The 21,818-nt window shown below is 64.6% G+C and carries 19 protein-coding genes and 1 pseudogene; 8 read left to right on the top strand and 12 right to left on the bottom strand.

Translation table 11 applies throughout. From position 1 onward, the window contains the following. Window positions 1–21 precede the first annotated feature (21 nt). Window positions 22–1,593, bottom strand: coding sequence for an outer membrane beta-barrel protein (locus tag ACR65N_RS14055; RefSeq protein ID WP_440457517.1), 1,572 nt, complete (start codon window positions 1,591–1,593; stop codon window positions 22–24). Between the two features lie 129 nt (window positions 1,594–1,722). On the opposite strand from ACR65N_RS14055, the gene ACR65N_RS14050 reads away from it, so the two are divergent. Next, window positions 1,723–2,718 (top strand): KpsF/GutQ family sugar-phosphate isomerase, encoded by a 996-nt coding sequence (locus ACR65N_RS14050; protein ID WP_440457516.1) that lies wholly within the window; start codon window positions 1,723–1,725, stop codon window positions 2,716–2,718. A 16-nt stretch (window positions 2,719–2,734) separates the two neighbouring features. On the opposite strand, the gene ACR65N_RS14045 is transcribed toward ACR65N_RS14050, so the two are convergent. Together ACR65N_RS14045 and ACR65N_RS14040 are read right to left on the bottom strand one after the other, a co-directional pair. After that, window positions 2,735–3,196 (bottom strand): NfeD family protein, encoded by a 462-nt coding sequence (locus ACR65N_RS14045; protein ID WP_440457515.1) that lies wholly within the window; start codon window positions 3,194–3,196, stop codon window positions 2,735–2,737. Then, window positions 3,193–4,209 carry an SPFH domain-containing protein gene (locus ACR65N_RS14040; protein WP_440457514.1) on the bottom strand — a complete coding sequence of 339 codons (1,017 nt, stop codon included), beginning with the start codon at window positions 4,207–4,209 and terminating at the stop codon, window positions 3,193–3,195. The genes ACR65N_RS14045 and ACR65N_RS14040 overlap by 4 nt, the downstream gene beginning before the upstream one ends. 197 nt (window positions 4,210–4,406) lie before the next feature. Here ACR65N_RS14040 and queC point away from each other — a divergent pair, with 197 nt between their 5' ends. Further along, window positions 4,407–5,126: a 7-cyano-7-deazaguanine synthase QueC gene (gene queC, locus ACR65N_RS14035; RefSeq protein ID WP_440457513.1), complete on the top strand. Its 720-nt coding sequence runs from the start codon at window positions 4,407–4,409 to the stop codon at window positions 5,124–5,126. A 291-nt stretch (window positions 5,127–5,417) separates the two neighbouring features. Further along, the gene (locus tag ACR65N_RS14030; protein WP_440457512.1) at window positions 5,418–6,320 is read left to right on the top strand and encodes a GGDEF domain-containing protein; all 903 of its coding nucleotides are present in this window, start codon (window positions 5,418–5,420) and stop codon (window positions 6,318–6,320) included. A gap of 82 nt (window positions 6,321–6,402) precedes the next feature. Here ACR65N_RS14030 and hemH read toward each other — a convergent pair whose 3' ends face one another. From hemH to ACR65N_RS14005, 5 genes are all read right to left on the bottom strand, one after another. After that, the gene (gene hemH, locus ACR65N_RS14025) at window positions 6,403–7,437 is read right to left on the bottom strand and encodes a ferrochelatase (protein WP_440457765.1); all 1,035 of its coding nucleotides are present in this window, start codon (window positions 7,435–7,437) and stop codon (window positions 6,403–6,405) included. Between the two features lie 153 nt (window positions 7,438–7,590). Beyond that, entirely contained in the window at window positions 7,591–9,588 is a 1,998-nt protein-coding gene (locus ACR65N_RS14020; protein WP_440457511.1) for a 5'-nucleotidase C-terminal domain-containing protein, read from the bottom strand. A 208-nt stretch (window positions 9,589–9,796) separates the two neighbouring features. After that, window positions 9,797–10,162, bottom strand: a complete 366-nt coding sequence (gene omp10, locus ACR65N_RS14015) for an outer membrane lipoprotein Omp10 (RefSeq protein ID WP_430304533.1) — start codon at window positions 10,160–10,162, stop codon at window positions 9,797–9,799. Window positions 10,163–10,526: 364 nt separating this feature from the next. Continuing rightward, window positions 10,527–11,975, bottom strand: a complete 1,449-nt coding sequence (locus tag ACR65N_RS14010) for a homospermidine synthase (RefSeq protein WP_430304532.1) — start codon at window positions 11,973–11,975, stop codon at window positions 10,527–10,529. Between the two features lie 135 nt (window positions 11,976–12,110). Next, window positions 12,111–13,028, bottom strand: coding sequence for a heme-dependent oxidative N-demethylase family protein (locus ACR65N_RS14005; protein WP_440457510.1), 918 nt, complete (start codon window positions 13,026–13,028; stop codon window positions 12,111–12,113). A 127-nt stretch (window positions 13,029–13,155) separates the two neighbouring features. On the opposite strand from ACR65N_RS14005, the gene budC reads away from it, so the two are divergent. Continuing rightward, window positions 13,156–13,917: a meso-2,3-butanediol dehydrogenase gene (budC, locus tag ACR65N_RS14000; RefSeq protein ID WP_440457509.1), complete on the top strand. Its 762-nt coding sequence runs from the start codon at window positions 13,156–13,158 to the stop codon at window positions 13,915–13,917. Between the two features lie 12 nt (window positions 13,918–13,929). Here budC and ACR65N_RS13995 read toward each other — a convergent pair whose 3' ends face one another. Continuing rightward, complete coding sequence (locus ACR65N_RS13995) at window positions 13,930–14,820, bottom strand: LysR family transcriptional regulator (protein WP_440457508.1); 891 nt, start codon at window positions 14,818–14,820, stop codon at window positions 13,930–13,932. A gap of 111 nt (window positions 14,821–14,931) precedes the next feature. Here ACR65N_RS13995 and ACR65N_RS13990 point away from each other — a divergent pair, with 111 nt between their 5' ends. The 3 genes from ACR65N_RS13990 (at window position 14,932) to ACR65N_RS13980 (ending at window position 16,536) form a co-directional block, all read left to right on the top strand. After that, entirely contained in the window at window positions 14,932–15,654 is a 723-nt protein-coding gene (locus tag ACR65N_RS13990; protein ID WP_440457507.1) for an SDR family oxidoreductase, read from the top strand. A 25-nt stretch (window positions 15,655–15,679) separates the two neighbouring features. After that, window positions 15,680–16,171, top strand: a complete 492-nt coding sequence (locus ACR65N_RS13985; RefSeq protein WP_440457506.1) for a carboxymuconolactone decarboxylase family protein — start codon at window positions 15,680–15,682, stop codon at window positions 16,169–16,171. Window positions 16,172–16,266: 95 nt separating this feature from the next. Next, window positions 16,267–16,536, top strand: coding sequence for an Atu4866 domain-containing protein (locus tag ACR65N_RS13980; RefSeq protein ID WP_440457764.1), 270 nt, complete (start codon window positions 16,267–16,269; stop codon window positions 16,534–16,536). Window positions 16,537–16,556: 20 nt separating this feature from the next. Here ACR65N_RS13980 and ACR65N_RS13975 read toward each other — a convergent pair whose 3' ends face one another. The 3 genes from ACR65N_RS13975 to ACR65N_RS13965 all read right to left on the bottom strand — a co-directional run bounded on the left by ACR65N_RS13975 (window position 16,557) and on the right by ACR65N_RS13965 (window position 20,268). After that, entirely contained in the window at window positions 16,557–17,228 is a 672-nt protein-coding gene (locus tag ACR65N_RS13975; RefSeq protein ID WP_440457505.1) for an aminotransferase class IV family protein, read from the bottom strand. Further along, window positions 17,168–18,340: an aminodeoxychorismate synthase component I gene (locus ACR65N_RS13970; protein WP_440457504.1), complete on the bottom strand. Its 1,173-nt coding sequence runs from the start codon at window positions 18,338–18,340 to the stop codon at window positions 17,168–17,170. Before ACR65N_RS13970 ends, ACR65N_RS13975 begins: the two co-directional genes overlap by 61 nt. A gap of 107 nt (window positions 18,341–18,447) precedes the next feature. Continuing rightward, a complete protein-coding gene (locus ACR65N_RS13965) occupies window positions 18,448–20,268 on the bottom strand; it encodes a M3 family oligoendopeptidase (RefSeq protein ID WP_440457763.1) in 1,821 nt (606 codons plus the stop codon). Window positions 20,269–20,497: 229 nt separating this feature from the next. Here ACR65N_RS13965 and ACR65N_RS13960 point away from each other — a divergent pair. Then, window positions 20,498–21,689 (top strand): annotated as a pseudogene (locus ACR65N_RS13960) (sigma-54-dependent transcriptional regulator); the annotation flags it as partial. Window positions 21,690–21,818 lie beyond the last annotated feature (129 nt).

Genomic DNA, 21,818 nt, shown 5'->3' with positions numbered 1-21,818 from the left:
TTTGATGACGAAAGAGCGCCGTCAGCGGCGAAGGCTGATGCCGAGGCCGGCGCGCACCAGATTGCTGTCGGCGCCGGCCGCGCTGTCGGTGTGCTCGTAGCCGACATTGGCGGTGATGTCGAAATAGCGGTTGATATTCCAGATCAGGCCGGCACCAAGCTGCCAGTTCAGCTCGTCGCGGGTGTTGCGGAAGTCCCGCAGCGTGGTCGAGGCGGTCAGGCGCCCGGTCAGGTCGTCGCGCAGCAGATGCGAAAGGCCGGAGCTCAGCTGGTAGTCGATCCAGCCGCTTTCGCCGGGCGTGGTGGAATCCTGAACGGTTGTGCGCAGGCCAAGATCGACATCGGTGCCACGGTGCGGCGACCAGATGACCGAACCATCGGCGGTCAGGGCCTCAAGCGATCTCAGCCGCGTGTCCTCGTAATCAACAACCGCGTAGCCGACGCCGAGTTCGCCGCGCAGTTTCTCGCCGAAATCGAACTGCACGCCACCGCGGCCGCCATAGCTGTCGGACGAGCGGGCATAGCCCGACGCGTCGAGTTCGTTGTCGTAGCGCGCTTTGCCGAGCGTCGCCTCGATGAACGGGATGAGTGCCGGAGAGATCTCGTAGCCCAGCCGCAATCGGCCTTCGACGGCGGTGCGGTCGCGTTCGGCAAGCGAGAAGGTCGTGCCGTCGGTCAGCCTTGCGTTACCATAGACGGTGCGCGTGGCGGCAATTGCCGCAGTGCCGCGCAGGATGCCGAGGTCGCGCTCCAGAGAGGCGCCGCCGGTATAGCGGTTGACGCCGGCCTGCGTGGCAGCGCCCGATACCGCGTTCGGATCATTGGTGTCCTCGCGCTCGAAGGCATAGCCGCCGGTTACGTGGCCGATGGTGTCGTCGGCGAAATCGAGCCGCAGGTCGCCATCGATCCGACCTTCGGGCTTCGTCGCGCCACTGCCGCTGATGTTGCGCTCATAGGTGCCCTCGCCGGTGACGGTGAGCGCGTGCCGCGCCCAGTCGGAGGTGAGGGAGAGGTTGCCGGTCGTCGCCAGATAACTGCGCCGGATGTCGGTGCCGGCGGTTTTCGTCCGCTCCGTGTTGATGCTCTCGTTGACGGTCGGGCGCAGCGTGAACGAGCCGAGCCGGACGCCCATGCCATCGTCGCGCGAGAGCGGCGTATCGCCGGCCTCGATCGCCGTTTCGGCAGGATTTTGCGGTGCCTCGATCAGCTGGTTGATGTCGTCGGCATCAAGGCTGTCGGCACCGTCGAGCGGAGCGCCCTGCAGCATGGCGCCTCCGCGCAGGGCCGTGCTGCCGATCGAGGATGATGTGGTGGTGGACGACGAGCCAGTCGCGGACTGACTGTCTGCGTCGTCTGTCGCGCCCAAGGTGTCTGTGCCGATGCCGGATGCCGAATAGGGCGGCTGGGCAGCGGCGGTCGTGCTGCGCGATGCGCCGGCGGGTCTTGCGGTGTCGAATGGGCTTGCGGCATTCGGGGCAGGGGCGGTCTGCGCCCACGGGCTCGTCGCGGGCAGGAGCACGCTGCAGGCAAGCAGGATGACCACCGGCGCTTTCGGCCGGGCGGTGAAGCCGCCGGGGACTGTCGTGGTCGTCATTTTGCCTGCCTGGCCGTGGAAATGCTTACCCAAACGTAAACCGGTCTGGTTAACGTTTGGTTGAAGAGCAGTCTTGCTCCGTCTGCGCCTCGCATGGACTTTTTCATCGGCCCGCGATAATGCTCCGCCATGACCAGCCAAACCCTGACAAGCCCCGAAACGGATCCCGTACGATCGGCCCTGCAGACCATCGCCATCGAGAAGCGCGGTCTTGAAGCACTTGAAGCGGCGCTGAACGGCGAGCTCGCCGAGCCGATGCGGCAGGCGGTCGAGATGATCTCGAAGATCGGCGGAAGGGTGATCGTCACGGGCGTCGGCAAGAGCGGCCATATCGGCGCAAAGCTTGCAGCGACCTTTGCCTCGACGGGCACGCCGGCGTCGTTCGTGCATGCGGCGGAAGCCAATCACGGCGATCTCGGCATGATAGCCGGCAACGACCTGGTGATCGCGCTGTCGAAAGGCGGCGAAAGTGCCGAACTGCGCAGCATCCTTGCCTATACGCGGCGCTTCTCCATCCCGCTCATTTCGCTGACGTGTTCGGCGCAATCCTCGCTGGCGCGCGCCTCGGATCTTGTGCTGTTGCTGCCCAACGAGCAGGAGGCCTGCCCGCACGGCCTGGCGCCCACGACGTCGACACTGATGCAGCTTGCCATCGGCGACGCGCTGGCGATCGCGCTGCTGGAAGCGAGAGGCTTTACCGCCACCGATTTCCACACCTTCCATCCCGGCGGCAAGCTGGGTGCGAGCCTTGCCCATGTGCGTGACATCATGCACACCGGCGAGCGTCTGCCGATCGTCTCGCGCGGGACGCCGATGACGGAGGCTGTCGTCACCCTGTCGCACAAGCACTTCGGCTGCGTCATCGTGCTGGAGGAAGACGGAACGCTGGCCGGGATCGTCACGGAAGGCGATATCGCCCGTCACCTGACGCGCAATCTGGGGGCTCTCTGCGTCGACGACATCATGACCGCGGCGCCGAAGACGGTCGGGCCGGAGACGCTGGCGACCGCGGCGCTGGCGCTGATCAACAAGCACAGCATCGGCGCGTTGGTCGTCATAGACGAGACGCGCCGGCCGCTCGGGCTCGTGCATTTCCACGACCTGCTGCGGATCGGCGTCGCCTGAAGGCTGTCGCTGCGCCTCAGGCGATCGGCTCGACCAGCAGTTCGCTGCCCGTCCATTCCGCCACCCGCACCCGCATGCCGGCCGGCAGGTCCGGCCCAGAGACCGACCACCAGGTATCGTCGAGCCGGATGCGGCCGCGTCCCTCGCGGATCGGCTCGGCAAGCGTTGCGGTGCGTCCGACAAGCGAGGCACCGCGGCGATTGAGCAGCGGCTGGTCGCTGGAAGTTTCCGAGCTTGCGAAATACCGGCGGCCGGCAAGCGTAGTCCCCGCCGACAGCAGCGCGAACAGGATCAGCTGCAGCTGCCAGCTCCACAGGGCGCTTTCCCAGGCGATGAGCGACACAGCGCCGACCACCAAAGCGGCAAGCCCGATCCAGACGAGAAAGACGCCGGGCGCCACGAGTTCGGCCGCCAGCAGGCAGAGGCCGACGATCCACCAGACCCACGGGCCGAGCCGGATGGCCAGATCGGCGATCATGACCGCGATGCCGGAGGCGTGCGGTCGAGCGGGTTGACGGCCGGCGTCGAACGGGGCGGGGCCACCCGGCGCGTAGCATTGGCGGCCGCATCGCCGCCGTCGCCGAAGACCTCGCGAGCGATCGCGCCGATGCCGCCCAGCGAGCCGATGAGGGCTGACGCCTCCATCGGCATCAGCACGATCTTCGAGTTGTTGGCGGTGCCGATTGCTGCCATCGCCTCGGTATATTTCTGGGCGACAAAGTAGTTGATGGCGTTGACGTCGCCGGCGGCGATCGCCTCGGAGACGACGCGCGTGGCCTTGGCTTCGGCTTCCGCCAGCCGCTCGCGCGCCTCGGCCTGCCGGTAGGCCGCTTCCCGCTCACCCTCGGCCTGCAGCACGGCTGCCTGCTTGGAGCCTTCGGCGCGCAGGATCTGCGCATTGCGCGAGCCTTCCGCCTCCAGCACCTGGGCGCGCTTCTCGCGCTCCGCCTTCATCTGCCGACCCATGGATTCGACCAGATCGCGCGGCGGCTGAATATCCTTGATCTCGACGCGCGTGACCTTGATGCCCCAGGGGCCGACGGCCTCGTCGACGACGCGCAGCAGCCTTTCGTTGATCACCTCGCGGTTCGACAGCAGTTCGTCGAGATCCATCGATCCCATCACCGAGCGGATGTTGGTCATCGTCAGGTTCTGGATGGCGTTTTCCAGGTTGGAGATCTGGTAAGCGGCCTGCGCCGCATTCAGCACCTGGTAGAAGGACACCGCGTCGGCGGACACGCTGGCATTGTCCTTGGTGATGACTTCCTGCGTCGGGATGTTGAGCACCTGCTCCATGACGTTCATCCGCGCGCCCGTCCGCTCGATGAAGGGAACGATCAGGTTGAGGCCCGGCTCCAGGGTCCGCGTGTAGCGGCCGAACCGCTCGACCGTGTACTGATAGCCCTGCGGCACGGTCTTGATGCCGGCGAACAGGACCAGGATGACGAACACCACGAGGGCGACGACGACGATGTCGAGACCGGAAAACATCTAGGCAACACTCCCTTTGCCACCCGTCAGATGCGCGGGCGGCTTGCCCCTAACATCGGCAACCGGGGCGGGATTGGCAAGGTCTGGAGACCGGCGGCGGCCTCTGCTGGCAGAGCTTGCATGGGCGTGGCGATCGTCTATGAGGATGGTCTGCCATACCGGTCGCAGCCTACCCGGTCAAAACAAGGACACCCATCATGAAGACACTCGTCGTCTGCTCCGGCGGACTGGATTCCGTTTCGCTTGCCTACAAGATTGCCGTGGAACAGGACCTGGTCGGCCTGATTTCCTTCGATTACGGCCAACGGCACAGCAAGGAACTGGCCTATGCGGCGCGGGCTGCCGAGTGCCTCGATGTGCCGCATCAGATCATCGACATCACCGCGATCGGAGCCCACCTCAGCGGTTCGGCACTGACCGACGACATCGACGTACCGGACGGCCACTACGCCGAGGAGACGATGAAGGTGACCGTCGTTCCCAACCGCAATGCGATCATGCTCAGCATCGCCTTCGGGGTCGCGGCCGCAGGCCAGGCGGAGGCAGTGGCCGTCGCGGTGCACGGCGGCGATCACTTCCTCTATCCTGATTGCCGCCCGGGTTTCATCGACAGCTTTCAGGCGATGCAGGATCAGGCGCTGGACGGCTACGCCCAGGTTAAGCTGCAGGCGCCGTTCGTCGCCGGTTCGAAGGCAGACATTGTGACCGAAGGTGCACGGCACGGCACGCCGTTTGCCGAAACGTGGTCCTGCTACAAGGGCGGCGCGCTTCACTGCGGCCGCTGCGGCACCTGCGTCGAGCGGCGCGAAGCTTTCCATCTTGCCGGCGTCGAGGATCCGACGCAGTACGAGGACGCTGATTTCTGGAAAACGGCCACCGCGGATGGCGGCAAGGGTTTTCGCGCCGAGGAGGTCTAGTCCGTTTGGCTGCGGAAGAGTGCGTCTCTTTGCGGCACAGCCTACTACCGAAACCGGCCCCATCAGCAGAGGTTTCGCCGGCCGGCCGGTGCATCAATGCACGTGGTAGGGCGCGCCATAAGTGGCTGATACGCCTCACGGTTGATAAGTGGCTGCTAACGAAAGCGATTTGTGGAAAAGGCCCTTGGCGACCGCAGTTTTGATCGAAACCGAACGATCCGGTTAACCTTCCGTTTGCGGTCTGCGCCTAGCGTCCGTCGGCCTGAGATTTCTCAGAAGGAGATATTCGGAATGAATCCGAAACTGTTACTGGGCACTATTCGCAATTCGCTGATGGCCCGGATTTTCGGCATGTGCTTCATTGCCATTCACCTGCCGCTGGTTGTCGCAATCGTCTATCTGGCCAGCGGATTTGCGTCGCATCCGGTATCGATCGTCACCGTGCTGCTTGTCGCGACGCTGGTCGGCACCGTTGCCTGCCTCTCCGGCCTTTGGTGGTTCATCCGGCCCCTGAAGGTGCTGGTCGGTGCCATCGAGCGCTACCATGTCGATGGCACGCCGGTGCGTCTCGCGCTTCGTCGCAATGATGAGGTGGGCGTTCTTGCCCGCTCCGTCAGCAGCACCATGTCCGAACTCGACGGTTTGACGAAGAAGCTCCGGCACCAGGCGACGACCGACACACTGACGGGTCTCGGCAATCGCCGATCTCTCACCGAGCGCGTCGCCAGCGAACAGGCACGCGCAGCCCGCGAAGGCGTGCCGGTGACCGTGGTGCTGTTCGACCTCGATCGCTTCAAGGAGATCAACGACAATTACGGACACGATGTCGGTGACAGCGTGCTGATGGCCATCGGCGAGGTGGTGCGCGACAACCTGCGCCGCTACGATGCCGGTGCCCGGATCGGCGGCGAGGAATTCTGTCTGATGCTGCCGCGGACCCGCGAAAGCGACGGCCTGGCGATTGCCGACCGTTACCGGAAGCAGTTCGAGCGGACCATCGTTCCGCCGCTGATGAAGGGGCGCATCACGGCGAGCTTCGGCGTCTACGAGGCGTCACCGGGCGAAAGCCTGCAGCAGATGCTCAGATGCGCCGACGAGGCGCTCTACCGCTCGAAGCAGGCCGGTCGCAATCGCGTCTCCCGCTACACTTCGGCCAACAGGCAGGGCGAGCCGCCGCACCTCAACCCGCGCTGATGGCGCGGCCGGTATCCGCCGGCCTGTCGCCGGGCCGGCATCTTCTCCAGCCGGAACGCAGAACAGCGTGAGGCGCGAAGCCTTACAGCCAGCCTTGCAGTTCTCGCCGCACGACGTTTTCAAGCACGCGCATTCCGTCGGCGCTGTCGTTCAGACACGGGATGTGGGCAAACTGCTCCCCGCCGTTGTGGAGGAATGTCTCGCCGGCTTCCTCGGCGATTTCCTCGAGCGTTTCGAGACAGTCGGAGACAAAGCCGGGATTGAGGATGGCGATCCGCTTCACGCCGTCCTGCGCCAGTTTCTCCACCGTCTTGTCGGTATAGGGCTGCAGCCATTCTTCCGGCCCGAAGCGCGACTGGAAGGTCACCATCAGCTTTTCCTTCGACCAGCCGAGGCGGTCGCGCAGCAGCCGCGTCGTCTTGTAGCACTGGCAGTGGTAGGGATCGCCCTTCTTGAAGTAGGACACCGGGATGCCGTGATAGGAGGTCAGGACAACCTCCGGCTCCCAGTCGAGCCCGGCCAAGTGCTGTTCGATCGAGTTGGCCAGCGCGTCGATATAGACCGGATCATCGGCGTACTGGGGAACCGTCCGCAGCGCCGGCTGCCAGCGCATCTTCAGCAGCGCCTTGAACGCCTCGTCGTTCACAGTGGCCGTGGTGGCGGCCGCATATTGCGGATAGAGCGGGAAGAGCAGGATCTTCTCGCAGCCGGCCTTCTGCATCTCGTTCATCTTCGCCTGGATGGCCGGCTGACCATAACGCATCGCCCAGTCGACATGCACATGCGGGCTGTCCTTGAAACTCTCCGCCAGCTTTTCCGCCTGGTTGCGGGTGTAGGTGCGCAGATAGCTTTCGTCGAGATCGCGGTTCCAGATCGACTCGTAGGCCTTGCCGACCTTCTGCGGCCGCTTGTTGAGCACGATGCCGTAGAGGATCGGGTACCAATAGACCCGCGACCACTCGATGACGCGCTTGTCGGACAGGAATTCGGCGAGGTAGCGGCGCATCGACCAGTAGTCGGTGCCATCCGGCGTCCCGAGATTGACGAGCAGCACGCCGACCTTGCCGAAGCGGACGTCAGGATGGTCGGACGGCAGGTGGACTGCGGAAGCATTCATCATCAAGTCATTCCTGGAAAACGAAGAGGGGCAAAGCGTTCTACGGGAGAGCCTCGCCGACGGTTCTATGTAGAAACAAAAAACGGCCCGGGGAAGCCCCGAGCCGTCCTGCAGGTTGTGACATGTCGTCCATGAAAGGACGACGATTGCCAATCAGTTCGCCGGAAGCTGCAGCTCGGCGCCGATGGCGATGATGTTCGGATTGCGCAGCGTGTTGGCGCCGGCGATCTTCGTCCACTCCTCGCCGTTGCCGTAGGTCGCTTCGGCGATCTTCCACAGCGAGTCGCCCTTGACCACGGTGTAGGTCTTCGGGCCGGCCGGTGCTGCGGGAGCAGCAGCGGTGGTCGCAGCCGGAGCTGGTGCTGCCGGAGCGGCAGGTGCCGCAGCGGTGGGGGCAGGGGCCGCAGGAGCCGGTGCTGCCGGGGCAGGTGCTGCTGGAGCCGGAGCCGCCGGAGCAGGTGCGGCAGGCGCCTGAGCGGTGGTGCCGGCCGGCGGGGCGGCGGGAGCAGGCTTCGGTGCCGGCTTGTAATCGGCCGGCGTCAGGTCGGTAATGCGGCCGTCGGTGTAGGGCTTGTACGGATTGTGGGCGGCGAGGTAGTCGGCGGTCGCCTGTTCGAGGTTCGGACCGAAGTCGTAGGCGTTCTGCGAAGCGGTCGCGAAGATCTTGTAGCCGTCGCCGCCGCCGCGGACGTAGTTGTTGGTGACGACGCCGTAGGTCTTGGCCGGGTCCATGGCAACGAAGGCATCGCCTTCCTTGACCTGCACGTCGCTGATGCGGCTGCCGACCGGCTTTGACTTGTCGAACGAGAACTTCATGCCGGCGACCTGCGGGAAGCGTCCGCCTCCGTCGTCGATCTGGCTGACGCCGTTCTCGAGCGCGGTGACGAGGTCGGCACCCTTGATCTGGAAGGTGGCGACGGTGTTCTGGAACGGCAGGACCGTCAGCACTTCACCCATGGTGATCTCGCCAGCATCGATCGAGGCGCGCAGGCCGCCGCCGTTCTGGATCGAGATGGTGATGCCCTGGTCCTTGACGCGGTCGAGCTGCGCATCGGCGAGCAGATTGCCCATCGTGCATTCCTTGGCGCGGCAGCTGCGGCGGTCGCCGTCGATGGCGGATTCGGCGCTGCCGACGACCTTCTTCTTCAGCTCCTCGATCGGCGCCTTCAGTTCGTTGATGCGGGTGACGGTGGCGGCATCCGGGGTGAACTTGGAATCGACCGGGATCGGCTCGCCATCGGCGGACTTCACGACGCCGGCGTCATCGAACACGACCTTCAGGTCGCCCAGATAGCGCGAGTACTGGAAGGCCTGGACCACAGGGACCTTGTAGCCGCCGGGATTGTCCACCCAGGTCGGGTAGGGCCCTTCGGCGCCCTTCACCGTGTTCGACAGCAGCGTGTGGGTGTGGCCGCCGACAACGACGTCGACATCCGGGACCTTGGCGATGAAGGAGAGGTCGCGCGGATAGCCGACATGGGTGAGCGCGATGATCTTGGTTACGCCCTCGGCTTTCACCGCTTTGACGGCATCGGTAATCTTGGCGATGTCGTCTGCGATGGTGACGTTGGGACCGGGATTGGCGATGTCCGGCGTATCGTTGGTGACCGCGCCGACGATGCCGATCTTCTGGCCGCCGACGTTCAGGACGATATAGGGCTTGATCCGATCGCCGATCTTCGAGGCTGCACTGGGCAGCACGTTGGCGGTGACGACCGGAAACTGGATCTTGTCGAGGAAGGTGGCCAGCACGTCGTCCGAATCGTCGAATTCATGATTGCCGACGGTCATCGCGTCGAACTTCATGGCGTTGAGCATCTCTGCCTCAGTGGCGCCCTTATAGGTCGTGTAGAACAGCGAGCCCTGGAAATTGTCGCCGGCGTTGAGCAGCAGGACGTTCTTGTTGTCGGCCTTCAGGGCGTCGCGCGTCTGGTTGATCGCCGTCAGCAGGCGAGCTGCCCCGCCGAAGCACTCGTTCTTGCCTTCTTCTTCGGCCGAGCAGGTGCTGTCGGACTTGTTGACCGACTCGATGCGCGAGTGGAAATCGTTGATGTGAAGGATGTTCAGCTCGAAATCGGCGAGCGCTCCGGTTGCGGATAATGCGATCGCCGAAGCGGTCAGCATACCCAGTCCAAGCGTCTTCTTCCTCATCGTTACTCTCCTTTTGCAGGCCGCTGTCAAAGGCCCGTTCCGCCTCAATTTAATTATTCAATGTGACAGTCTTGCTGCATGCCATGCTTTCATCAACACAAGTCGTGTTCAAGCTGAAATGTGACAGCATTTTCGTCCGTCGCAGGCGGCGAAACGAAAAAGGCCCCGCGTGAGCAGGGCCTTGCAACGATGCGCGGGAGTGCAGCGATCAGCTGCGTCGCGAAAGCGAGAACTGCGAGCCGCTGTCAGCCGTGCAGTTGAGCTGCGACTGCGAGACGAGCGCGCAGTTGACTCGCGACTGCGTCTGGCGGACGAGCGAGGTCATGTTGATCTCGACGATGCTCGGCTGTGGCTGGGTGTAGGTGCCGCTCGCCAGCAGAGCGTTGTTGTCGGTCGCGCGGGTGCTGAACGTGCCGCCCTGGAACGTCGAGACGATGCCGTTCGGATCGACCCAGGTGCCTTCGACGCCCTGCCGCTGCGGCGCCGTCTGGGCGACGGGCCTCGGCTGCGGGGATGACACACAGGCCGACAGCATTGCCGCAGCCACAAGGGCGAGGCCCACTTTGATCTTCATACTTCGTCTCCAGCGATTCGGCTGTCCGGTCTTGGTGAGCGAACCATGCCGCCCGACACCCATGTAATGCAAGATGCGGGCTTGGGAAGACCCGGCAAAAGGCGGCAGTATCCCCAAAAGAGAAAACCGCCCGCGATTTCGGCGGACGGTTCTGAGCTATGCGGGGTCAATGTGTCTGAAGAAGTCCCCCTCTGGCCTGCCGGCCATCTCCCCCACAAGGGGGAGAGGACCCGGAGGCAGTGCCCCGCCCAAATCGAGGCCTGCCGGGGCGGGTGACTGCCCGGATGGAGCTCAAGGGCGGCGTCCGGGTTAAGCCCTCCCCTTGTGGGGAGGGTTGGGAGGGGCCTTTTTCAGATAAAGCGGTTCAGCGAACCAGGATGTTCTTGAACTGCCACGGATCCTTCTCGTCGAGGTCTTCCGGGAACAGGCCCGGGCGGCCGTCGAGCGGCGTCCAGTCGGTGTAGTGACCTTCGACCGGACCGAGATACGGCGACTGCACTTCGAGGCAGCGCTTGTAATCGACTTCGTCGGCTTCGACGATGCCGGCCTTCGGGTTTTCGAGCGCCCAGACCATGCCGGCGAGAACCGCCGAGGTTACCTGCAGGCCCGTGGCGTTCTGGTAGGGCGCGATGCGGCGGGTTTCTTCCAGCGACAGGCGCGAGCCGTACCAGTAGGCGTTCTTCTCGTGGCCGTAGAGCAGCACGCCGAGTTCATCGACGCCTTCCTCGAGTTCGTCCTCATCGAGAACGTGCAGGACCGGCTGCTGATGACCGCCATTGCCGAACATCTCGTGCAGCGACAGGACCGCATCGTTGGCCGGATGGTAGGCGTAATGGCATGTCGGCCGGTAGACGACTTCGCCGTCCTTCTCGACGGTGAAATAGTCGGCGATCGAGATCGACTCGTTATGGGTGACGAGGAAACCGTATTGCGGGCCGGGCGTCGGGCACCAGGTGCGCACGCGGGTGTTGGCACCCGGCTGCTCCAGGTAGATCGCCGCCTTGCAGCCCTTCTTGTGCTTCTTGGCGTTCTTGGGCATCCAGTTTTCATGGGTGCCCCAGCCGAGTTCTGCCGGCTGCAGGCCTTCCGAGATGAAGCCTTCGACGGACCAGGTGTTCCAGAAGACGTTGAGCGGCTTCGGGTGCTTGGTGAGCTGCGTGTCGCGCTCGGCGATGTGGACGCCCTTGACGCCGAGCTTCTTCATCAGCTTGGCCCAGCCTTCGCGGTCGTGCTGGTCCGGCTCGTCGAACTTCAGGCCGGTGTCGTTGGCGAGGTTGACCAGTGCCTGCTTGACGAACCACGAGACCATGCCCGGGTTGGCGCCGCAGGTGGAGACGGCCGTCGTGCCGCCCGGGTTCTTCTTCTTCTCGTGGCGCACGGTCTCGCGCAGCGCGTAGTTGGTGCGCTCGGAGTTCTTCATGCTCTTGTCGAAGTAGAAGCCGAGCCAGGGCTCGACGACGGTATCGATGTAGAGGACGTCGAGCTTGCGGCACATCTTCATCAGGTCGAGCGAGCCGGTATCGACCGACAGGTTGACGCAGAAGCCCTGGCCTTCGCCTTCCGTCAGCAGCGGCTTCAGCAGCTCCTTGTAGTTCTCCTTCGTCACATATTCCTTGATGTGACGGACGCCGTGCTTCTTGAGGATCTCCATGTCGGAGGGCTCCTCGCGCGGATCGATGACGACCATCCGGCTCTTGTCGAACTTGAAGTGGCGCTCGATCAGCGGCAGCGTGCCGCGGCCGATGGAGCCGAAGCCGATCATCACGATGGGGCCGGTGATTTCGGCATGAACCGGGTAGGTCTGGTCAGTCATGTTTCTGTCGCTCCTTCGGTCCCCCGGCCATCGAGGTAGGGCCCTGTTGTCGGCACGGTTTGCTGGCCGCCGCGCCCTTGGCGGCGGTCTAGATCACAAAAAACCGTCATAATAAAGAGGCGGAATACTACAGGATCATTGCAGATCCTGCACAATATCTCGTTGCTCCGCCTCCTGCCTCAGCATCGCGATCATCGGCCCGCGCTTGGCCAGCAGGCCCTTGTAGGCCGCCTGTTCCGGCGTCAGCGCCTCCAGCTGATCGGCCAGCGACAGCATCAGCCGCGCCGCGTCCGGCTGGCGGGCGAGGATGGTGACCGGGTCGACGTAGATGCGAATGGTGAAGAGGATGTCGCCCGACAGCGGCAGCTTGCGCAGGCTCTGGCGCTCGATGCGCAGGAAACTTTCCGCCGGCGGCAGGTCGGGCACCTTCCGCTCGCTCTTCGGCTTCGGCGTGAACAGCGCGTCGTTCCAGTTGACCGACCAGTTCATCCGCCGGACCAGCCGATCGGCCGGCAGGCGATCGAACATCCGGCTGATCAGGTCGGCGTTGCGGCTTCCGGCCTGGAAGTCCGGCACGTCCGCATGCACCTCGTCCATCGACCTTCCGAACTTCTCGTCGAGAGACCAGGAGGAGGGGAAGGCGACGAAGGCGGCGGCGATCCGCCAGCCGCGATCGCTGCGACGCATGATCACCAGATCGTCCTGCACGAGGAGGCCGGCCCTCACCAGCGGTGGCAGTGATGTGTCGGCGAGGTCGACCGGATGGGCACCGGCGATCAGCATCCGGCTTCCGTCGCGGCTGTAGCGGCTTCGGTGATGATCCACCAGATAGGACGACAGGAGATCCAGCACCTCCCTCTGGGCATCCTCGGTCCCGGGCTCGGCGCGAAAGATCTCGTCGCGGTGGCTTTCGAGCAGCGCATGCTTTTGTGCCAGATAGGCGCCAAGATCGGCGTCCGGCTCGATCCAGTTCTCCGGTGAGAGCTGTTCGAGACCGATCGTGAACGGCGTCGAGGAGCCGTCATAGGGTGTATAGGCAGGTTGATGGTTCATTCGTCTTGCCGGCAGGTTTTCGGGTGGGCCCAGCATAGCAGCTTTCGCCCCGGCTGCGGAACCATCCACCGGAGATGCGGTTCTGCCTGCTGGCGGCGGGACCGGATTTCCACAAAGGAGAGGTTTGATGAGGCGTTTCGAAGACAAGGTGGTGATTGTCACCGGAGCCGGGTCGGGCATGGGCAAGGCGACCGCGGAACGCTTTGCTTCCGAAGGCGCCAAGGTGGTGCTGGTCGGCCGCCAAGCCGACAAGCTCAAGAGCGTTGCCGCCGGCCTGCCCAGCGAACGCGTCCTCGTTCAGCAGTGCGACGTGTCGCACGAGGCGCAGGTGGATGCGATGGTGCAAAAGACACACGAAACGTTCGGCCGGCTGGACGTGCTGGTCAACAATGCCGGCGTGCATGCCGAAGGCGATGTCGAAAACACCTCCACGCAGGACTGGCGCAAGGTGATGGCGACGGACGTCGACGGCGTGTTCTTCGCCAGCCGCGCAGCACTGCCGCACCTGAAGACGGCGAAAGGCTCGATCGTCAACGTCGCCTCCGTTTCCGGAACCGGCGGCGACTGGGGCATGGCAGCCTACAATGCCGCCAAGGGCGCCGTCGTCAACCTGACGCGAGCCATGGCCCTCGACCACGGCAAGGACGGCGTGCGGGTGAACTCCGTCTGCCCCAGCCTGACGCGTACCGACATGACCGAGGAGATGATGAGCGACCAGGCGCTGCTGGCCAAGTTCAACGAGCGGTTCGCGCTTCAGGATCCGGCAGAGGCCGAAGATATCGCGCCGGTCATCGCCTTTCTCGCCAGCGACGACGCCCGCTTCGTCACCGGCGTCAACCTGCCGGTCGACGGCGGCATCTCCGCGTCGAACGGCCAGCCGGCGCAGTAAGGCGGATCTCCATCATCCGGGCCGCCGAAGGTGGTCGATCAGAGCCCTGAGCTTTGGTGCCATGTTGCGGCGGCTCGGATAGTAGAGATAGAAGCCCGGGAAATAGGGGCAGTATTCCTCCAGCACCGTGACCAGTTCGCCGCGATGGATCGCCGGGCGGAAGGTTTCTTCCATGCCGAAGCTGATGCCGGCACCGGCAACCGCGAGCCGTATCATCAGGCTCATGTCGGTCGTCGTAATGGTATCCGCGACGACGACCGAAAACTCCTTGCCGTCCTCGGCAAACTCCCACCGGTAGGGCGGCACGTGCGGCGAGATCCGCCAGCCGATGCAGCGGTGGCCGGACAGCTCGCGCGGATGAGCGGGCGTGCCGAACCGCTCGAGATAGGCCGGCGCGGCGACCACGAGCTGCCGCTGCCTGGCCGAGACAGGCACGGCAATCATGTCCTGGGCGATGACTTCGCCGAGCCGAACGCCGGCATCATAGCCTTCCGCGACGATATCCAGTTCTTCGTCGGTGACGGTGATGTGCAGCTTTACCTCGGGGTTGGCTTCGGCGAACGCCGCAAGCAGCGCGCCCGACAGAAAGCTCTCGGCGATCGATGACACCGCAAGGCGCAGCACGCCGCGCGGGCGGCCCTGCAGGTTGCCCATGGCCTCGATCGCGGCCTGCATGCCCGACAGCGCAGGCGCCACGTCCGCATAGAGCCGCTCACCCGCCTCCGTCAGCGCCAGGCTGCGTGTCGTGCGGCTTAGAAGCGCGATGCCGAGCGTCGCCTCCAGCTTGCGGATCGTCTGGCTGACGGCCGAGCGAGTAACGCCCATCCGATCCGCGGCGCGCCGAAAGCTCTTTTCCTCGGCGACCAGGGCGAACACCGCAAGGGCGTTGAAGTCGGTCAGCATTGGTTAGTTTTCCTTTCCAGTCCGGAAAACAATGGATGGTTTATCGCGACAATGGCCGAGGGCTATCTTCCGATCAACCGCAAAGACGCGGGACAGTGGAAGGAATACGTCATGGAAAAGATCGTTCTCATCACCGGTGCATCGAGCGGCATCGGCGCCGGGATCGCCCGCGAACTGGCTGGGGCCGGCATGACCGTCGTGCTTGGCGCGCGCCGCACCGACCGGCTGGAAGCGCTGGCGGAAGAGATCCGCGCCGCAGGCGGCACGGTGCAGACCCGCAGCCTCGACGTCACGGATCACGCCGACGTCTGCGCCTTCGTCGAAGCCGCACGTCAGGAATTCGGCCGTGTCGACGTGATCGTCAACAATGCTGGCGTCATGCCGCTGTCGCTGATGGCCTCGCTGAAGGTCGACGAATGGGACCGCATGGTCGACGTCAACATCAAGGGCGTGCTCTACGGCATCGCCGCCGTCCTGCCGGAGATGACCGCGCGCGGATCCGGCCACATCATCAACATCGCCTCCGTCGGCGCGCTCAGCGTCTCGCCGACCGCCGCCGTCTACTGCGCGACCAAGTACGCCGTGCGGGCGATCTCGGACGGCTTGCGGCAGGAGCGCCAGGACATCCGCGTCACCTGCATCCATCCGGGCGTCGTGGAAAGCGAACTCGCCGACACGATCACCGATCCGGCGGCTGCTGAAGGCATGAAGAGCTACCGGGCGATTGCCCTGAAGCCCGATGCCATCGGCCGCGCCGTCCGCTTTGCCATCGAGCAGCCGGACGATGTCGACGTCAGCGAGATCGTCGTTCGACCGGTGCGGTCGCAGTACTGAGGATTGAACCACACAGGAGGCTAGCATGCTCCAGCAGATCCGAACCAATCTGACAGCGGCGAGCGCCGCTGCGTTTCTCAGCCTGACGCCGGATGCGGCAGCGGCCCAGACCGTCGAAGAGCGGCGGGAACGGGGTGCTGCGGTGATCCGCAACCTCAACAACGGCATGGCGCAGCCGACCCTCGAAGGCATGCGCCGGGAGTTCCCGTTCCTGGCCGAGGCGACCGAAGCCTATGCGCTTGGCGACGTCTGGTCACGGCCCGGCCTCGATGATCGGACGCGGCAGCTGGCGGCCGTCGCTGCCTTCGCCGCCATCGGCGAGACGGCCCTCATGACGGTGCATGCGGGCTACGCGCTGAACATCGGCGTGCCGCAGGAAGAGCTCAAGGAGGTCATCTACATGGTGACCGTACCGGCCGGCTTCCCGAAGGCGATCGCCGCCTCGCAGGCGCTGTCGAAGCTGTTTGCCGAGCGACGCGACGCCGCCGCAAATCCAGCCGGGGGGAACGCGCCATGAGCCAGCCGCTGCTGATCATCATCGTCGCCGCCATCATCACTGGATCTGCGTCGCTCGGCGCAGTCTTTACCCAGCTTTCCCATGCAGAGGCACCCATGACCGCTCAAGTCCAGACCGAAACCCAGGCGCCCGGCCATCCCTATGTCGGGATGTGGGTCACCGAAGACAGGCACGTCCGTCACGACCTTCTGGCCACAGGCCGGTACGACGAGGCGCGTGGCAACCGGCAGAGCGCCTACCAGGGGCGCTACGTCGTGACCGGCAACCACATCGACTACTGGGACGATACCGGCTTCACCGCCGACGGCGAGTTCATCGACGGCGTGCTGCACCACGGCGGGATGATCCTCTATCGCGAACGGTAGGACGCGATGCGCAGGCGCGATCACTCCGGTTCGGCGAGGGCCGCGGGAATCAGCCCGCGCAGCGAATTGCCGACGAAGACCTGCCGGCCCTTGAGGTCGGCGGGTTTCAGCACTTCCGATCGTGCCCGGCGCTCGCGGATGAGGTCCGCCCGCAGCACGCCCGGCAGCAATCCGCAACTGAGGGGCGGCGTCAGAAGCTGTCCATCCTCGGCTTGCACGAACAGGTTGGTGATCGTGCCTTCGCAGAGTTCGCCGCGCTCGTTGAGCAGCAGGACCTCGTCGGCCTCGTCCTTGCCGAACTCGGCGCGGGCGGCGTCGTAGGGCTCGCGGCGCGTCGTCTTGTGGCGAAACAGGCTGTCGTCGGAGGAAAGGCGCTGCCGGGCGATGCGCAGCCGCCACACGCGGCCGGCCTCTTCCGCCACGAAGGGCGTTGCCGTCACCTCGACCTTGCCGCGGAAGGTCATCGTCAGGCGGACGCGCAAAGGCGTGTCGCCGCTTGCCACGATCCCCAGCTGTTCAAGCGCATCCACAGGCTGGCGGAAACCCAGCGCATCGGCCGAACGGGCGAGCCGGCGCATATGCTGCTCCAGTCGAATGAAGCCGCTGTCGGGCTCCCAGCGCATGGTCTCGATCAACAGGAAATCTGCCGACTGCTTGCCTGGCCTACTGCGAACCGCGCCTTGAGGAGACATTCTTCATATTCCGCCTGTGCCTTCGAATCGAAGACGATCCCGCCGCCGACATTGAAAACCGCGCGGCCATCGTTGAAAAGGGTCAGCGTGCGGATGGCCACCGAAAAACGCATTGGGCCGGCCGGATCGCACCAGCCGATGGCGCCGCAGTAGACGTCCCGCGGCCCGGTCTCCAACTCGCCGAGGATGCGCATCGCCCACATTTTCGGCGCGCCCGTGATCGAGCCGCAGGGGAAGAGGGCGGCCAGGATTTCCGGCAGCCCGATCTGCGGCAGGAGATTTGCCCGCACGTGGCTGACCATCTGGTGGACGGTCGGGTAAGTCTCGATCTCGAACAGTTTCGGGACGGACAGGCTGCCCACCTCGCTGATGAGGGAGACGTCGTTGCGCAACAGGTCGACGATCATCCGGTTCTCTGCCAGCGTCTTCTCGTCGGTCAGCATAGACGCGATGATCCCGGCGTCCTCGTCCGGGTCACTGCCGCGGGCTGCCGTCCCTTTCATCGGATGGGTCTCGATGAAGCCGTCGCCATCGACCGCGAAGAACAGCTCGGGCGACCGCGACAGGATGACTGGGCCGCCGAGATCGACCAGCGCGCCGTAGCGGACCGGCTGGCGGGCGACCAGGGAATGAAACAGTGCCTGAGGATCGCCCGACCAGCTTGCGGTGATCGGCATCGTCAGGTTCGCCTGGTAGCAGTCGCCGCGCCGCAGATGGTCGTGCAGCCGGTCGAACCGCTGCCGGTACGCCTCGAAGTCCCAGGCCGGAGCGGCGTCGGTGAGACGGGCCGGATGCGCGGCATCCGCTGGAGACGGAGCGGCGAGGGGATGATCCTCGGCGGGCGGCCTCTCGAAGATCCCCATGCAGACGAGCGGCGTGTCGCGGTTGTCGACGATCAGGTGCCGCAGCTTGTCTTCGTAGATATGGCCCGCCTCGTAGGACAGATAGCCGGCCAGCCAGCAGCCGGAACGGCGCGCCGCCTCCAGCCGTTCGAGGGCCGGCATAATCTCGTCGGCCGTCCGCGCAAGGACAATTTCCCGCGGTTTGTCGAAGACGAGGCTCCGGCCGCTTTGATCGTCGCGAAAGAGCGCGTAGGGCTGGTGATCTTGCATGGTGTTCTCGGGTTGCGGCTGCCCCTCGTCCGGCTGCCGCCAGCTTCTCCCCGCCGACGGGGAGAAGCGATCTGCCGCGGTGCCTTAAGCCTCATCGCTACCGGCGATCAAGCCTTGTCGAGTGCTTCCAGCTCGTCGATCAGGCCTTCGATCATCGACAGGCCCTTGTCCCAGAAGGACGGGTCGGTGGCATCGAGGCCGAAGGGCTTCAGAAGCTCCGAGTGATGCTTGGTGCCGCCGGCCTTCAGGAGCTCGAAATACTTCTGCTGGAAGCCGCTGTCGGCGTTCTGGTAGACGGCATAGAGGGAGTTCACCAGGCAATCGCCAAAGGCATAGGCATAGACATAGAAGGGCGAGTGGATGAAGTGGGGGATGTATGTCCACCAGCTCTCGTAGCCTTCGGAGATGCGGATCGACGGCCCGAGGCTCTCGTCCTGCACCGACAGCCACAGCTCGCCGATCTGCTCCGATGTCAGTTCGCCGTCCTTGCGGGCCGTGTGCAGCTTGCGTTCGAAATCGTAGAAGGCGATCTGGCGGACCACCGTGTTGATCATGTCCTCGACCTTCTGGGCGAGCATCGCCTTGCGCTCGCGCCGGTCGGTGGTCTTTTCCAGCAGCGCCCGGAAGGTCAGCATCTCGCCGAACACGGAGGCCGTCTCCGCCAGCGTCAGCGGCGTCTGGCACATCAGCGCCCCCTGACCCCCGGCCAGCACCTGGTGCACGCCATGGCCAAGTTCGTGGGCAAGCGTCATCACGTCGCGCGGCTTGCCGAGATAGTTCACCAGCACATAAGGGTGCGCCGAAGGCACCGTCGGATGGGCGAAGGCACCCGGTGCCTTGCCCTGACGCGCCGGCGCATCGATCCACTGCTCGTCGAAGAAGCGCCGGGCGATATCGGCCATCTCGGGTGCGAAGCCTGCATAGGCGGACAGCACGGTGTCTCTTGCCTGGTCCCAGGGGATCAGCGCCTTCGGCGTCTCCGGCAGCGGCGCGTTGCGGTCCCAGAAATTCATCTGCTCCATTCCGAGCCACTTTGCCTTCATCGCATAGTAGCGGTGCGACAGCCGCGGATAGGCCTGCTTGACGGCAGCCGCCAGCGCATCCACCACCTGCCGCTCGACGCGGTTGGCGAGATGGCGTGAATCGGCGATGTCCTCGAACCCGCGCCAGCGATCGGCGATTTCCTTGTCCTTGGCGAGCGTGTTGGTGATCAGGGTGAACACCCGGAGGTTCTCGCCGAACGTCTTGGAGAGCGCCTGCGCCGCCACCCGGCGCGTCTCTTCCTCTGGTTCCTGCAGCAGGCTCAGCGTCCGCTCCAGCGGCAGCGTTTCGCCGTTCACCTCAAAGCGCAGCTCGGCCATCGTCTCGTCGAACAGCCGGTTGAAAGCCGCAGCACTGGTCATCGACTTTTCGAGGAACAGCTGCTCCAGCCTGTCGTCCAGCTGATACGGCTTGTCCTTGCGCAGGTCGAGGATCCACGGCCCGTAATGCGCGGTGCGAGGATCGGCCGAGAGGCTGGCATCGATCACGTCATCCTCGATGCGGTTGAGTTCCAACGCGAAGAACAACAGATGCGCCGAGAGATCGGTCAGCTTCGATTGCACGTCGCCGTAGAACTTGCCGTTTGCCGGACTGGACGTGTCGGAGAAATAGGTGAGTCCGGCGAACGAGCCGATCCGGCCGACGAGGTCGTCGATCGCCTCGTAGTCGGCGATCGCTGCGCCCAGACCCTCGGCTCCGGTCTTCGATGCCGCCTCGGCAAGCCTGCCCTTCCAGCGCGCCTCGAATGCTTTCGCCATGTCGAAGGCTTTCGACAGGTCGCTGCGGAACGTGTCGCTGTCCTTCGACGGGTAGAGATCCTCGAGCCGCCAGACCGGCAGATCGCCGAGCACGGCGTCGGGGGCGGTTGCCGCATCGGTGGCCGACAGTAGACGCTGACGATCGAGGCGATGGTGGAGGAGGGTGGTTGAAGCTGTCAAGATCGGTCTCCCATCGAGGTTCTGTCGTCGTCGTTGACGCAATTCGAAGCGAACAGGTTGTTTTCACGGCTGACGGTTAAAATGCAAGCGTTTCTCAGAACGGGATGTTTAACCCCATCTGAGACAACCGGTGCCATGGGTCCCGCAGTGGGACACGGTACTGAAGTACGGAGCAGACATGACGGCCCATATTCTTGTTGTCGATGACGATCCCGTCCAGCGTCGCCTGTTGAAGAATGCCGTGGAACGTCACGGCCATGTTGCGCATGTGGCCGAGAACGGCCGCATCGCGCTCGAGTTCCTCAAGCGTAACCGCCGGCAGTTCAACGTAATCGTGCTCGACCTGATGATGCCGGAACTCGACGGCCTCGGTTTCCTCCAGGCGGCAGCCGAACTGGGCATCGATACGCCGGTCATCGTGCAGACCGGGCAGGGCGGCATCGAAACGGTCGTTCAGGCAATGCGCGCCGGCGCCTTCGATTTCGTCGTCAAGCCCGTGTCGCCCGAGCGTATTGCCGCCTCCATCGCCAATGCTCTGAAGCTCGACAACCGCGAGAACAAGGTACGCTCGGTGCGCAAGACGAAAGGCGCCAGCGTCAGCTTCGGCGACATCGTCTCGGCCAGCCCTGACATGCTGCGCGTCATCGATCTCGCGCACCGCGCGGCACAGTCCAACATTCCGGTCGTGCTCGAAGGCGAATCGGGCGTCGGCAAGGAGATGGTCGCGCGTGCCGTCCAGGCCGGCGGCGACCGTGCCAACAAGCCGTTCATCACCGTCAACTGCGGCGCCATCCCGGCCAATCTGGTCGAGAGCATCCTGTTCGGCCACGAGAAGGGCGCGTTCACCGGCGCCACCGATCGCCATACGGGCAAGTTCATGGAGGCCGACGGCGGCACGCTGTTCCTCGACGAGATCGGCGATCTGCCGCTCGACGTCCAGGTGAAGCTGCTCCGTGCCGTGCAGCAGGGCGAGATCGAGACGGTCGGCGCCGGCAAGGTGCAGAAGGTCGATGTGCGGCTGATCTCGGCCACCAACAAGGATCTGATCGAGGAAGTTCGCGCCGGTCGGTTCCGCGAAGACCTCTATTATCGGCTCAACGTGTTTCCCATCACCATCCCGGCGCTGCGTCGCCGCAAGGAAGACATCCCGCATCTGGCACGGGTGTTCACGGAACGCTTTTCCGCCGAGCAGAAGCTCGAGCGTCCGCTGCAGGTCGGTGCAGGCGCCATGGCACTGCTCACCGCCTACGACTGGCCCGGCAATATCCGCCAGTTGGAGAATGCGGTCTTCCGCGCCGTCGTGCTTGCCGAAGGTCCCGAACTGACGGAACGGGATTTCCCGCAGATCGCTGCGCAGGTTCCGGATTACCAGTCGCTCGAACTGCTGGCGACTGCGCCCGTGCCCGCCGCTTCCGAACCGCAGTCTTACGACGAGGCGGAACAACGGGAAATGTCGGACCTGCTGCGCGCAGCACGTTCCGAATCAGCCCGCTCTCAGA

Source organism: Rhizobium sp. SAFR-030, assembly GCF_059415005.1.
Note: the sequence above shows the minus strand (reverse complement) of the source record. Positions and strands in the feature narration are given on the sequence as shown.